Annotated in this window: 17 protein-coding genes; 2 read left to right on the top strand and 15 right to left on the bottom strand. The window is 62.5% G+C overall.

The genetic code is table 11. From position 1 onward, the window contains the following. A partial coding sequence (locus RJQ10_RS17545) for an O-antigen ligase family protein (RefSeq protein WP_350148679.1) occupies window positions 1-925 on the bottom strand: 925 nt, incomplete at its 3' end. A 125-nt stretch (window positions 926-1,050) separates the two neighbouring features. On the opposite strand from RJQ10_RS17545, the gene RJQ10_RS17540 reads away from it, so the two are divergent. Then, window positions 1,051-2,142: a glycosyltransferase gene (locus RJQ10_RS17540; protein ID WP_350148678.1), complete on the top strand. Its 1,092-nt coding sequence runs from the start codon at window positions 1,051-1,053 to the stop codon at window positions 2,140-2,142. On the opposite strand, the gene RJQ10_RS17535 is transcribed toward RJQ10_RS17540, so the two are convergent. Together RJQ10_RS17535 and RJQ10_RS17530 are read right to left on the bottom strand one after the other, a co-directional pair. Continuing rightward, window positions 2,115-3,137, bottom strand: coding sequence for an NAD-dependent epimerase (locus RJQ10_RS17535; RefSeq protein WP_350148677.1), 1,023 nt, complete (start codon window positions 3,135-3,137; stop codon window positions 2,115-2,117). The two genes, RJQ10_RS17540 and RJQ10_RS17535, sit on opposite strands and share 28 nt — an antisense overlap. 32 nt (window positions 3,138-3,169) lie before the next feature. Beyond that, complete coding sequence (locus tag RJQ10_RS17530; protein WP_350148676.1) at window positions 3,170-3,877, bottom strand: 3-deoxy-D-manno-octulosonic acid kinase; 708 nt, start codon at window positions 3,875-3,877, stop codon at window positions 3,170-3,172. Window positions 3,878-3,939: 62 nt separating this feature from the next. Between RJQ10_RS17530 and RJQ10_RS17525 the strand changes: the two genes are divergently transcribed. Beyond that, window positions 3,940-4,980: a glycosyltransferase family 9 protein gene (locus RJQ10_RS17525; RefSeq protein WP_350148675.1), complete on the top strand. Its 1,041-nt coding sequence runs from the start codon at window positions 3,940-3,942 to the stop codon at window positions 4,978-4,980. On the opposite strand, the gene RJQ10_RS17520 is transcribed toward RJQ10_RS17525, so the two are convergent. The 12 genes from RJQ10_RS17520 to RJQ10_RS17470 form a co-directional block, all read right to left on the bottom strand. Next, complete coding sequence (locus RJQ10_RS17520; protein WP_350148674.1) at window positions 4,977-5,387, bottom strand: DUF6165 family protein; 411 nt, start codon at window positions 5,385-5,387, stop codon at window positions 4,977-4,979. The two genes, RJQ10_RS17525 and RJQ10_RS17520, sit on opposite strands and share 4 nt — an antisense overlap. A gap of 110 nt (window positions 5,388-5,497) precedes the next feature. Then, window positions 5,498-6,343: a putative RNA methyltransferase gene (locus tag RJQ10_RS17515; RefSeq protein WP_350148673.1), complete on the bottom strand. Its 846-nt coding sequence runs from the start codon at window positions 6,341-6,343 to the stop codon at window positions 5,498-5,500. Between the two features lie 10 nt (window positions 6,344-6,353). After that, entirely contained in the window at window positions 6,354-7,028 is a 675-nt protein-coding gene (locus RJQ10_RS17510; RefSeq protein ID WP_350148672.1) for an NnrU family protein, read from the bottom strand. 93 nt (window positions 7,029-7,121) lie between these two features. After that, a complete protein-coding gene (locus RJQ10_RS17505) occupies window positions 7,122-7,850 on the bottom strand; it encodes a tellurite resistance TerB family protein (protein ID WP_350148671.1) in 729 nt (242 codons plus the stop codon). A 98-nt stretch (window positions 7,851-7,948) separates the two neighbouring features. Beyond that, window positions 7,949-8,290: a GFA family protein gene (locus tag RJQ10_RS19090; protein WP_502880255.1), complete on the bottom strand. Its 342-nt coding sequence runs from the start codon at window positions 8,288-8,290 to the stop codon at window positions 7,949-7,951. 195 nt (window positions 8,291-8,485) lie between these two features. Continuing rightward, complete coding sequence (locus tag RJQ10_RS17500) at window positions 8,486-9,109, bottom strand: hypothetical protein (protein WP_350148670.1); 624 nt, start codon at window positions 9,107-9,109, stop codon at window positions 8,486-8,488. Between the two features lie 132 nt (window positions 9,110-9,241). After that, entirely contained in the window at window positions 9,242-9,649 is a 408-nt protein-coding gene (locus RJQ10_RS17495) for a VOC family protein (protein ID WP_350148669.1), read from the bottom strand. 153 nt (window positions 9,650-9,802) lie between these two features. Beyond that, entirely contained in the window at window positions 9,803-10,186 is a 384-nt protein-coding gene (locus tag RJQ10_RS17490) for a RidA family protein (protein ID WP_350148668.1), read from the bottom strand. A 64-nt stretch (window positions 10,187-10,250) separates the two neighbouring features. Further along, on the bottom strand, window positions 10,251-10,631 hold the full coding sequence (locus RJQ10_RS17485; protein ID WP_350148667.1) for a hypothetical protein: 381 nt from the start codon (window positions 10,629-10,631) through the stop codon (window positions 10,251-10,253). A 207-nt stretch (window positions 10,632-10,838) separates the two neighbouring features. Continuing rightward, entirely contained in the window at window positions 10,839-11,246 is a 408-nt protein-coding gene (locus RJQ10_RS17480) for a DUF2784 domain-containing protein (RefSeq protein WP_350148680.1), read from the bottom strand. 371 nt (window positions 11,247-11,617) lie between these two features. Next, window positions 11,618-12,382 (bottom strand): NYN domain-containing protein, encoded by a 765-nt coding sequence (locus tag RJQ10_RS17475; RefSeq protein ID WP_350148666.1) that lies wholly within the window; start codon window positions 12,380-12,382, stop codon window positions 11,618-11,620. A 154-nt stretch (window positions 12,383-12,536) separates the two neighbouring features. Further along, window positions 12,537-13,411 (bottom strand): glycerol-3-phosphate dehydrogenase C-terminal domain-containing protein (locus RJQ10_RS17470; RefSeq protein WP_350148665.1); only part of this gene is annotated, 875 nt, incomplete at its 5' end.

The following is a 13,411-nucleotide window of genomic DNA, read 5'->3' as shown; positions in this document are numbered from 1 at the left end:
TAAACGCCGTCTCTGCAAACTCACCCGTCTCCAGCGCATCCTGCACCGCAGTCTGATAGCCGTTCAGCCCACTGCCGGTCCACGGGTGGTTGGCAAACTGTTCCCAGGCGATATCCCACACCGCCAGGCGCGACGCCACCGGCATATCGAGCTCACCCAGCTGCAGCCCGCTCAGGGTGTCGAGAAAACGGTGATTGCCCGCCACGGTCAGCAGCAACAGCGCCGCGCCCGCCAGCAACACCAGGGCCCGCTGGCGAACCGGTAGCTGCAGCGACAGCACCACCAGCAGCAACGGCAGGGCGAGCAGGTTGTTGCGGGTCTGGGTGAGCAGTGCGGCGGCGAGCGCCAGGCCGGCCAGCCCCAGCGCCAGCCACACCCGCACCGGCTGCTGCAGCCGGTGCCAGAACAGAGCGGCCGAGAGCAGCGCCGCCGCGGCCAGCAGGGCGAGGTTGCCCAGGGTAATGGGATTGATCCACAGGCCGACGCGCAGCGGTTCCCCGCTCGGAGGCGCCAGGCACAGGCTGGCTCCGGTGTGCAGTGCGGCTCCCAACGCCATCAGCGCAAACCCGGCAAACAGCCGCCTGGCATCAAGCCCGGACCAGCTCAGGGCCAGCAGCAGCGGCCAGAACAGCACCAGGCGACCGGGGCCGTCGAGCTCCTTCAGGGCCCTGTAGTCGAAGCCGGAGTCGATCCAGAACAGTACATACACCAGCACCGGAAACCAGCAGGCAAAATGTAGCAGGCGCAGCTCCCGGGGGCGGTCCCAGCCGCTGGCCCGAAGCTGTTGCCGCAGCGCCGGGGCGCAGCCGGCTGCGGCAATCAGGACGACCGCTGTCGTGAGCAGGCTGGAGTACACCAGAGACCCCGCGAAACCGGCGACCGCCAGGCCCGCCAGCAGCTGTTGGCCTCGTGCCGATGGAATCATTGTGTATACTCTCGTCAATCTGCGTGGCCGACGTCGTCAACGCAGCCCCACCGGGCCACCCGCCGCGCCGCTACTATAGCGCAGGTGCTCACGCGGATTCCAACGCCGACAAAGGATGCGGCACCATGAAAGTTCTGTGCATAACCGATTGCGCCGACCGCGCCGAGACCGAGCTGTTTATCCGCCTGTCGCGGCAGGCAGAAACATTGGCGGTCATGAGCAACCCCGTGGGGCGCTATCACGGGCTGCTGCTGGACGCGGGGCTGAAGGTGATCCCCCTGCAGATCCACAGCCGTCTCGACCGCCAGGCCACCGCATTGATACGGAAAACCGTCTACGCTTGCGACTACGACATCGTGCACGCCTTCAACTCCCGCGCCGTCACCTGCATGCTGCGAGCCGCCAGCGACCACCGGGCGCGGCTGCTGGCCTATCGCGGGGTCACCACCGGCGTGAGCTACACCAAGCCGGAAGCCTGGACCACCTTCCTCAACCCCCGGCTGGACGGCATCATGTGCGTGGCCGAGGCCATTCGCCAGGCACTGTTGTCCGTGCGCCTGCTGTGGCTGCACCTGCCCGCGGAGAAAGTGAAAACCATTCACAAGGGCCACGAGCTGGCCTGGTATGACGTGAAGCCCGCGTCACTCGACGAATTTGGCGTCCCTGCGGGAGCGACCACGCTCTGCTGTATCAGCCGCGACAGTGCGAAAAAGGGCACGCTTACCCTCCTCGAAGCCTTCGACGCCCTGCCGGATGAACTCAACTGCCACCTGCTGCTGATCGGCTCGGTAGACCGCAATGCCAAGGTGCGCGCGCGCAGCGCACGCTGCCGGCACCCGCAGCGGGTGCACTTTGCCGGCTACCGCAATGACGTCACCAATATCCTGCGCGCGGCGGATCTGCTGGTGTCGCCATCGGCAAGCGGGGAGGGCCTGCCGCGGGTGGTCATCGAGGCCATGTGCGTGAACACACCGGTCGTCGCCACCGATACCGGGGGCACCCGGGAACTGGTCCTGGACGGGGAGACCGGGCTGCTGGTGCCGATGCGCAACGCCCCGGCGCTGGCCGCGGCGGTGAGCGCGGCGCTGGCGGATCGGGAAAGCACCCGCCGCCGTGCTGCGGCGGCGCGGGAGCGTATCGCCCGGGAGTTCAACGCCGGTCAAACCGCCGTCAACACCTTCGCCTGGTATCAGGAACGACTGGCGTCCGCCCCGTAGAAATCGAGATACCAGTCCACGAACCGCTGCACGCCCTCCACGATGCCGGTGCGCGGTGCATACCCCGTGGCTGCACGCAGGGCGCTGACGTCGGCATAGGTATCCGGCACATCCCCGGGCTGCATGGGCAGCATGATTTTTCGTGCCTCGCGGCCCAGGCGCTGCTCCAGCAGGCCGATGAATTCCAGCAGGTGCACCGGCTGCTCGCAGCCGATATTGAACACCCGGTAGGGCGCGCTGGATGTGGCCGGATCCGCCGCCAGCGCGTCCCAGTCCGGATTCGGCCGCGGCGGCACACCGAGCACCCGCAGGATGCCGTCGACGATATCGTCAATGAAGGTGAAATCGCGGCGATGCTGGCCGTGGTTGAACACCTCGATGGGTTCGCCGGCGAGAATCTTGCGGCAGAAAATCATCGGCGCCATGTCCGGGCGGCCCCAGGGGCCGTACACGGTGAAAAAGCGCAGGCCGGTGGTCGGCAGCTGGTACAGGTGGCTGTAGGAGTGAGCCATCAGCTCATTGGCTTTCTTGGTCGCCGCGTACAGAGACACCGGGTGATCCACCCCGTGACTGACGCTGAAGGGCTGCCGCGCATTGCTGCCGTATACCGAACTGCTGCTGGCGTAGACCAGGTGCGCGACCGGATTGTGGCGGCAGCACTCCAGCATATTGCCAAAGGCGACGAGATTGGAAGTGATATACGCCTCGGGATGGGTCAGCGAGTAGCGCACCCCCGCCTGCGCCGCCAGGTGGACCACGTGATCGGGCTTGTGGGTAGCAAACAGTGCCCGCAACCGGGGCGCATCAGAGAGACAAAACAGCTCCTGGCTGTAGCCCGGCCGCCCTTCCAACCGCGCCAGCCGGGCGCGCTTGAGGGCCACGTCATAATAGTCGTTGAGATTGTCGACGCCGATCACCGTGTGTCCGGCATCCAGCAGCTGGCGGGCGGTTTCACAGCCGATAAAACCAGCGACGCCGGTGACCAATACATTCATGACGGTTTCCATCCAGTTGGGGAAGGGGCGGCTCAGCGCCGGTAGCCCTCCAGCAAGCTCGCCCACAATACGGGCCAGGCGACACCCTGGCAACGCTTGCTGACCGAGCGCCGGAGCCGGGCGAGATTGCGCCTTTTCCAGGCAGTGTCCTCCCGGCCCGCCGGGCGCAGGCGGCAGCGATCGAAGTCGATCAGCCACAATGCCCCGTCTGCAACCAGGATGTTGTCGCAGTTCAAATCCACGTGATCCAGGCCCGCGTCGTGAAAGGCGCGCAGCATCTGCCCCGTGCGCTGCCACAGCTGCGCGTCGTCCACCCCGGGCGCCTCGGGCAGGGGGCTGGCGCCGGCTATGCGCCGCAGCAGGATCGCCGCCCGATAGCGCCACAGGCCCCGCCGGCAAACCAGCGCCGCCACTGGTTCAGGCACCGGCAAATCCAGCTCGCGCAGGCGCTGCAGCAGGCGGAACTCGGCGATTGCCCTGCTGCGCTGGTAACCGGTGAAAAGATAGCTGGCCCGCGACAGCCGCGCGACGAGGCCGCCGCGCAGGTACTGCCGCAATACGAACTCGCCCGCGTCACTGTGCACAAACCAGGCACCGCCGCGCCCGCCGACCGCGACGGGCCGGGCCTGCTCGCCCCAGAATCCGGGCTGCAACCACTGCGCGGTGACGGCGGGAAATGCCGGGTTGCGCAGCAGCATGGACGCGCCTGACGCTGCCGCCGGCTTTGCAGGGGTCGTCACAATACAGACCTCGGTGGAGGACTCGGTTAGAATCACAGCCAGCGATTATAACAGGCAGCCCCTTGATCACATCCCTCTGTATTCTGCGCCTCTCCGCCATCGGCGACGTAACCCACGTCATCCCGGTGGTGCTGAGCCTGCAGGCGCAGCAGCCGGGTATCGAGATCACCTGGATTATCGGCAAGGTGGAACACCGGCTGGTGGGGGATCTGCCCGGGGTCGAGTTCATCGTGTTCGACAAGAAGGCGGGCTGGCGCGGCTACCGCGACCTGCGCCGCCAGTTGCGCGGCCGGCGCTTTGACGCCCTGCTGCACATGCAGGTGGCGCTGCGGGCCAACCTGGCCGCCGCCGTGATTCCGGCGCGGGTACGGGTTGGCTATGACCGCTCCCGCAGCAAGGATCTGCACCAGTTGTTCATCAACCAACGCATCGCCGCCGCCCCGCAGCAGCATGTGCGCGACTGCCTCGCCAGCTTCCTGGAGCCTCTGGGGCTGGCGGCGGCGGCACCGCTGTGGACGATACCGCTCGCGCAGGCCGATCACGATTTTGCCCGCCGTCACCTGGACCCGGCGCGCCGCAGCCTGGTAATCAGCCCCTGCGCCAGTCACCCCCTGCGCAACTGGCGGGCGGAGCGCTACGCGGCACTGGCCGACCACGCCGTGCGCCGGCACGGCATGCAGGTGGTGCTGGTGGGCAGCCCGGCGCCCACCGAAAAGGATATGTGTGCGGCGATCGCCGCGGCGATGGTCGAGCCTGCGCTGGACCTCTGCGGCCAGGACACCCTCAAGCAGCTCACCGCCCTGCTCACCCATGCCGACCTGCTGGTGGCCCCGGACACCGGTCCCGCCCACATCGCCAGCGCCGTGGGCACCGACGTGCTGGGCCTGTTCGCCGCCAGCAACCCGCTGCGCTCGGGGCCCTACCGCTCGCTGCAGTGGTGCGTGAACCGCTACCCCGAAGCGCTGCGGAAATATACCGGCAAGGCGGTAGCGGAGGCGCGCTGGGGCACAAAGGCGGAATTCCCCGGGGCCATGGACCTGATCACCGTGGACGACGCCACGGCCATGCTCGACCGCTGGATGGCGGCGCGGGCGCAGGGTTAGCCCGGCTTCCTGGCCGTGTAGTCCTGGTAGGACTTCTCTTCCACAAAGCGCGAACCCAGGGCGAGGTTGATATCCTTCTTCAACGCGGCGCGCTGGTCATTGGTGACATACACCGCCCGCGCCAGTTCGATAAAGCGCGGCCCGAAATCCTGCGCCGCCTCCTGGTCGCGAATGTCGTCCTCGATCACCCACAGCGACTCATTGACCGCCTTCAGCTGTTGGCGCAGCTCCGCGATCGCCGCCTGGTCAGGCACTGCTTCATCCCAGGTGCGACTCAGTTCAGTCAGCTCCAGGCGCACATTCTTCAGCTTGGCGGGGTCGGCAATGCGCTCGGACTTGATTTCGAGGATGGTGATCTTGTCGAGAACCTCGCCGAAAGAAACCGGGACGGTGATGACGTCGGCCATGGTGTTGTTTGTCCTGTTGCTGCGCTAGGGGAGGCGAATTTTAGCAGGAACCGGCGCGGGCTGCCCGGTCGGCCCCAACGTCCTGTACCACGCGCTTCACCACGGGACTCTCAGGCCATGTATCGCAGGCGCGTCAGGCGCACATCCACGGTCACCGCGAGCCGGGAATGGGCCAGCAGCCGCTCCCTGCCGGCAGCGCTGGCCCGGTACAGGTGTGGCGTCATGGCCAGCAGGTCGGCGATGGCCTGATTGTCCCCCAGCAGCATGGGGTAGGTGACCGTTTCCACCGCCACCTGGGTGAAACCCTCAGGCGCAGCTGCGGCATCATTGTCGGCAGGTTTCAGCGTCGGGTAGATAAGCTCGCGCATTTCACGCAGGTGCGAGGGGCCGGGATCCGCCAGCAGCAGCTCGCCGCCGCGCTTCAGCACCCGGGCGAACTCCGGGTAGACCGGGAAACCGAACAGGCACAGCACCCGGTCCAGGCTCTGGGCCGGCACGGGCAGCCGCGCATTGCTCCCCACCACCCAGCACGGGCGCGAGTCGGCCCGCGCGGCGGCCAGTACCGCCCACTTGGAAATATCCAGCCCCAGCAGGGCCAGCGAGTGTCCGAACCCGGCGGCCGCGGCCAGTTGCCGCAGGTAGTAGCCCTCGCCGCAGCCCGCATCCAGGCAACTCACCGACGCATCCGCGGGCAAGTCCGCCAGCGCTGCCCGCGCCACCGCCGCGGCCAGCGGCTGGTAAAACCCCGCCGCCAGGAAGCGCGCCCGCGCGGCCACCATCTCGCGGCTGTCTCCCGGGTCCCGGGAGCGCTTGTTCTGCACCGGCAGCAAATGCACGTAACCCTGGCGGGCGATGTCGAAACTGTGGCCGGCCGGGCAGCGCCAGGTCGCCCCATCGCGCTGCAACGGGTCGCCGTCCAGCGGGCAGACCAGGCTATCGAATCCGCTGATTTTCATCGGTGATACATCAGCGCAGCGGCACACCGGTAATGGAGCCGTGCAGCAGGTACAGGGCCACATACAGACCCAGGCCCGCAGCGAACGCCACCCAATTGAGATCTCCCAGAGCCAGCCGGGTGCGCCCGCCGATGAGCGCGGCGAAGGGAATTGTGGAGGTTGTGCGGTAGAACGCCTGCCAGTCCGGGTCGTCAAGCTTGCGCCGCCGCGCATCGATTGACAGCATGCCCAGGCCGCTGACCAGGCCGATGGTACCCGCGAGAATCACCGTGGCGACATCGCCGTTGGCCAGCAGGTGGGCGATGGCCCAGAGCAGGAACGCCCACTGCACCGGGTGTCGGGTAATGCGGAAAATGCCGGCCAGGTCCTGCCTGACTGCCGAGGCCATGCCCACAGCGGTAGGGTTCTTTGACAGCAGCCCCATCGCCAGCAGCACCGCGGAAGGCAGCATCAGGCTCGAAGCAACCAGCTGCAGCGCCGGCGACGGATACCAGAGATAGTCGTCGTGCGACACCGAGCCGTAGGCGTAGATCATCCAACCCAGGATCGCCACCGCCACCAGGGAATACAGCCCCTGGTATAACCGCTCGCCCAGGGACGCAATGAGCACTCCCCTGAGCGGGGTGCTGGAGATGCCGAGATGCGTTGCCAGAAAGGCGAGTGCGGCGATAGCGAGCGTTGCCATGGGAGTCCCCCGGTTGCGGCTGTTGCAGAGCAGTCTAGTTCAGAGCAGCCGGGTTCTCCTATGCCGGTCTCGATCGGGCCGCTGGCGGCGCCGCTAGACACCGCCCTGCAGCTGGCTATCCAGCTCCCTGGCCATGGTAGGCTCGAGTTCAAGAGCGGAGGCGAGTTGGTCCAGCCAGGCGCGCTCCATGGGGTTCTGCACGTCGATAATGGCGGCGCTGACCAGGTACATTTCACGGCGGGCCTGTGGCGAGTCGGCGGCACGGGCCAGGGCGTTCGCATCCAGAGGCACCTCGAACTGCTGCTGGATCCAGGCGTGCAGCTCATCATCGGGGCCCAGTTTGTCAATTTCCTGCGTCAACAGGGCACGCTCGCTGCCGTCCACGTGGCCGTCGGCGCGCGCTGCCATGATCATGGCCTGGAGGATCTCCAGCCCGCGCCGCTCCTGGGCTTGCCCCTGCAACTGCTCCAGCGGCTGGCCCTGCTGGGCTGCCGCACTCTGCACTGCCGCGCCCTGCCGGGCATTGCCCTGATAGTTCTGGTAGGCCTTCCAGGCCAGTGCCCCGACGCCCGCCACGGCACCGTACTTGAGCGCCTTCCCGCCCAGTTTGCGCCCGCGCTTCGAACCCAGAAGCAGGCCCAGGGCGCCACCACCCAGCAGGCTCTTCATATCGATCCCGCTGCCGCCGGATCCCTGGCCGCCCCCGGACTGAGCGCCAAGCTGGTTCAACATATCATTGCCACCCGCATTACCCCCGGTGTTAGTCGACTGCCCGCCGGTGGCCTGTTGCATGATCTGGTTCAATCTGGACATTGCGTTCATTAAAGTCTCCCGACGATTATCCCGGCACCTCGACACAGGCGCGCCCGGTGCTCCCTGTAAGACACTACGCAGCATGATCTGTTGCAGATGAGAAACCGTCACCGCGTGTTTTTGCCATCGAAGTGCCGTACGGGAACAGCCTCCACCGAGTCGTCCAGCACCATCCTGAAGTTCACGGCGACCTTTGGCCTGGGTTGCCCGGGCAGGGTTCTATAATGCGTCACACAACCGCAGTTCGCACAGCGCACGAATTCCAGCTGCCTGTCGCCCCAGGCATAGACGCTCTCACCATCGGCCAGAACTTCAACCCTAACCTGATCCGGCGGGTAGTAGCCCCAGAGCGCCTGATACCGGGAGCATATCGAACAGTTACAGGATGTGACCTGGGCAGGTGGCGCCACTTCAATTGTTATATTCCCGCAGTGACAACTTGTTTTCACAGTACTCTCCAAAGTCTGACTGAACCTTATCCACCGCCAGGCTCAATGGCGTTCCCACACAGTTGGCCCTGCTCGCCAAACTCAGGGGCTTTGGCCAAGCGCTGATCCCGCCAGATTAAAATCCCCCTGGAGCAAGCAGGTATTCCAGGGGCTGGGCAAAGGCAGCTTGACCACGATTCGAGGCGCGCCTTACCTTCAGGCGGAACGCCGAATCCTGGAATTCATGACGAAGATGATTGGCGTTACCAGCACAGTGGGGGCGAGCCAAACGATGTAGGCCGGCTCGAAGTCCACATTCACTACCAGAAACGCTGTGGTAGTTGCGATAGTGCCCGCCAACATCATGGTGAGATGACGGCCTATGCGCTCTACCCCGGAGACACCTCCAGAGCGGATTATCCGCAAATCCCTGTATCCCAGTCCGCCGCCAATTCCCGCAAAGACCAGCATGGTTATACCGTTGCTGTTGCCGCGGCTGAGCAAGAAAGCGCCAAAGCCCGCCATCACGATAGCAACAGCCACCATACCGGCCGCGCGGCCCCAGTCCGTCAGCGAGGGCTCGCCGGATCGGTTCCTGGCGTAGCTCCACCCGGACAGTGCCAGATAAAAGCTGAAGATAGCGATCAGCAGCAGGAAATGGTTTTGCGTCGCCAGGGAAACCGGAATCGCGGTGCAGAAAATCACCACCATGGCCGCGAAAAACAACCTTCCAGCAATGACATGCCATCGGTGCGCGAGTCCGGAAATCTTTATCAGGGCTGCGAGGTAGCCAGAGGCAAGAGCAACGAAGCCTGCCGCAATGTGCAGCAGCAACAACACTGACATCCAATCCCGCATACTATTCACCTCGTTACAGGACGCCCTGAGTTACAGAATACAGCGGCACAAGCAGCGGGCAGCCGACGTCCTGAATATACTGAGCCTGATTTCTCCGGTAATCCACCACCATGCTCAATCGCGCTCCTCACAGAGCTGGATCTGCTCACCCAGCGCATGGTCCGTGCCCAGGTCCCGAACCCACCAATTGAGAAGTCCCTTGCGGTCCATGTCGCTGGTAAATCTTACACCCTTGCGCTCCATGTCCCGGACTGCATCTTCCATGCTGTCGACTTCCAGCGACAGAAGAAAGAACCCCTCCCCCTTCTCGCGCAGATGCCTGCCGGGTGCGAGCTCGAAATCAGTGGGCTGAACCAGGACGAACCATTGCTCTCCCACCCTGGCTCTGGCGGTAACAACTCCTCGTTGAGGCAATTCATCTTTTTCGAACACCTGACCACCAAGGACCTTCTCAAAGTCCGCAATACCGTGATCGAGGTTTGCCACGACGAAGTTCAGGTGATGAATACGTTTTATGCTCATCCGATACCACCTAGCCATTGTTCTGCCAGCAGCGAAACGGCGACGCCCAACACCGCAGCCCAGTGACGCCGCAACCTGGATTGTGGGGCGATCTTATGGGACATCAGATATACGATACACCCGGTGGACAAAGACCCGATCCGCTTCACTGGATCACTCATTCAATCTGGCGGTAACCTCTATTTCCAGCTTCATGGCATCATCCAGCAGGCCGGCAATAAACACCGTAGCCGCGGGCCTGGCCGAACCGAGGTACTTCTTGAAGACCGGCCAGCAGGGCTCGAAATCCTGCTTGTTGGGATAAATGTAGTGGACCCGGACAATACTGTCGATGCCGCTACCCGCCTCAATAAGCGCCTTCTCTATGTTCTTGAAACACTGGTCGGCCTGCTCAGCGGGGTCGCTGGAAATCGACATGGTGTCATAGTTGTAGCCGGTGGTCCCCGAGACAAAGACGTAATCACCATCCACGACGGCGCGTGAATAGCCGATCCTGGTTTCGAACTCGGATCCGCTGGAGATAAGTTTTCGGTTCATGCTGTTTCCTTGATGGATAGTGTTCCGCCGAGTGGCGGGCCAAAATCAAACGTCGCCGGCCTTGTCAAACGTCAAACGTAAAGTCACTGTACTTCCCTGCCGCCAGTTCAGTGACTTGCTTGAAAAATGGTCGCTCCGGGAAACGGCCATTTTTACGCGTTCGAGCACAAGCCGCCGCTTCAAAAAGTGCCGGATGAAACATCATCCTGCCCGACTCATTACTCACGTACTTCTTTGCTTCGGGACGAAACGTCATTTCAATAAACCCGCGGAAGCGCTCGCAGAAAGCTTCGGCTTGCGGGAAGTTCTCACCGGACAACTCAAGAGCCAGGTCGTAGAGCTCATCATCTTCAATAACATCTCCACGACGCTCGGACTCCTCCAGCACGACAATGCAAAAAGTCGCGAACATATTGGGACTGAGTATCTCCAGACGTTTGGACATCGCTGTGTGCCTAACCCTGAGTAATGAAGCAACGTCTCAGCGGAGAGGTTTTTTTGTTATGAAAGACCACAGGCGAAAGAGCCCTGCCAAACGAGAGCGCCTCACTGGCAAGCGCATCTTGATTGCCCCGCCGAAAATTTCTGCTACCCATGGAGGGCACCGTTCCAAACTCCATAAATTGCCAAGTGCACATATTGATCACCCTGCCTATTTCAAAATTGAATCTTTGTGTTGCCCCCTGGCAGGGGGAACAAGCAGCCATGTACAGACCACCAACAAAAGAAAAAGCGAGTAGGCAACTACGAACATCCAGGCCGGAAGATCCCAGTAAATTATTCTCTGCAGCCAGTACTTAACAAAGCTCCCTGAATACACGACAAGTCCGCCTTTCTCCCGCAGCGACATTTCGAGGGTGGTCAGCGGGCATACTACGCCCGCCCAGGCTTGGGCCGCTACAAAACAAGTTGCAACAAGATGGACTACCCGGACCCAGAGTACTCGCACCCAAGCCCAGTGCAAATACCACCCAAGAAAAATACAGGGAACGCTTATTACAACGAACGCTACGAAGGTAGCGTGGGCAATAAGAATGATGTCGGCGAGGAGTGAGTACACTGCGCGGTCAAAACCGTCCCAGGCAACCACCTGGGAACGGATCGCAGGACCCTCCCAGAGCCGCCCGCCCGCAGCGTGTCGCTGGGCCAGATACGGGATCAAAAACAGGCATCAATTTCCACCGAAATCTCCGCGGAGACGCTTTGGGCCTATAGAAGAAAAACAACAGAACCGAAGAAGAAAACTCTAGCATACTGCATCCACCACCATAGCTTACGCTTTTTTTGGCGTATCTGGGCGGCAAAAATTTCAGTTCCAGGCCTTCCAGCGTCCCTTGACGCCTGCAGTCAGCAGCGTCTTGGCCAACGCCTGTTTCCGCGGCGGCAAGAGTGGGCTGCAGGCCAATCGTCCGCCGCAATGATTGCTTGGAACTACTCGGTAAAACGCTTATCCCTGATATATAGATCAAACGTATTGTTTCCTCGAGGATTCCGTTTCTGCATGTCGAATAGTTCTGTCGTTTCAATCAAAGTACTTAGTTTACGGTAACCATAATTCCGGGAATCAAACGAACTTTGGTTGGAGATGTGTGCGCCCACGGCGGATATATTCGCCCAGCCCGCATCATCTGACGTTGCCTCGACAGCACCTCGTATAAGGCTTATCAATTTAGCGTCCTGATTCAGCTGCTTCTTGGACTTCCTCTCTTTTGCAGCCGGCTTAGCTCCCTCTTTGCCATTTGATTCGCTTGATGGAACGACAAGGGCCTCAAGAAAAACGAATTTGTCGCACGCAGCCTGCAACGAACCGGGCGTCTTCTTTTCACCGAACCCGTAAGCCACCAAACCGGATTCCCGAATACGGGTTGCCAGCTTAGTGAAATCAGAATCACTGGTAACAAGGCAGAAGCCATCGAATTTTTCTGTATAGAGCAGGTCCATTGCGTCAATGATCATTGAAGAGTCTGTAGAATTCTTGCCTGATGTGTAGCTAAACTGCTGCATCGGGCTGATCGCGTATTCATGCAGCATCGCCTTCCATGACGTAAGTTGCGGGGTGGTCCAGTCACCGTAGGCGCGCTTCACACTCGCGACCCCGTATTTGGCGACCTCTTGAATCAACGCATCGCAGAGCGCCGGACTGATATTGTCGGCATCGATAAGAACAGCTAGCTTTTTTCTCTCTTCCATCGCCATACAAATTCCTTTGTGTCGCTTTGCAGCGTATTGGCAAGTCCGGGCCGTATAACACCAGGCCGGAAAATCCTGTAAACAAGCCACCGCCGAACGCGCCGTGCTTGCACAGCACCCACTGCTATCGGCGCCAGAACGAGTTGTGGCGGTCCCACCCCTACCCGGCCAGATACTCCCCAACCTTCTCCTCCGCCTCGTCGCCAAACAGGATCTCCGCCGCCCGGCGCAGGCCGGGGGCGGTGGCAATCTCTTCCGGGCGCAGGACCAGTTCAATCTTGGAGCGACGGCGCATGAAGTCTTCCAGTTTTACCACCATTTCCCGCTGGGCGGTCAGCTCCATTTCGCAGCGGGTGTATTCGGCGCGAACGATGAGCAGGCGGGCGCAGCTGCGGTCCTCGCGGATCCGCTCCAGCAGGTGGAAGGCAGACTGGCCGTAGCGGCGCCAGAAACGTTCACTCAGCGGCTCGGATGAGGATTCGGCAGTCAATTCATCCAGGTTCATCAGCCGCGCCTGGCGCAGGTATTCCTGGTGGACTTCGGCGGGAGGTTCGCCATACCAGTTGGCGTCGGGTTCAGGCACGGCAATCCCCAGCGCCGCCAGCGCCGCCACCACTTCGTCGCCCACATTCAGGCAGTCGGTGAGCTTGCCGCCGAGGATGCTGAGGTGCATCCGTTCCTGGTCCACCTCCACCTCGTGCTTGCGGGAGAGCTGCACCCAGTCCGCCACGCCACCTTCGCCGCGCACTGCCAGCGGGCGCACGCCGCAGCGCTCGGCGATGATGCTGTCGCGGGTCAGGGGCGGGTCCATATCCAGCAGGGTGTTGATGTTGCTGAGGACGAAGTCGCGGTCCTCATCGGTCACGCCCACTTCCGGGGACGCCACCTGGGTGTCGGTGGTACCCACGCAGGTGCGCGAGCCCATGGGGATGAGGAAGAACAGGCGGCCGTCGCTGGCGAAGAAGGTCAGGACGCGCTTGTTGTCGGTGACGCGGTCGACAATCAGGTGGATGCCCTTGGAGAACAGGTGGTGGT

It is taken from the genome of Haliea sp., from assembly GCF_040222615.1.
Classification (GTDB): Bacteria; Pseudomonadota; Gammaproteobacteria; order Pseudomonadales; family Halieaceae; genus Haliea.
The sequence above is the reverse complement of the archived record's forward strand: the minus strand, read 5'-3'. Positions and strand labels throughout refer to the sequence as shown.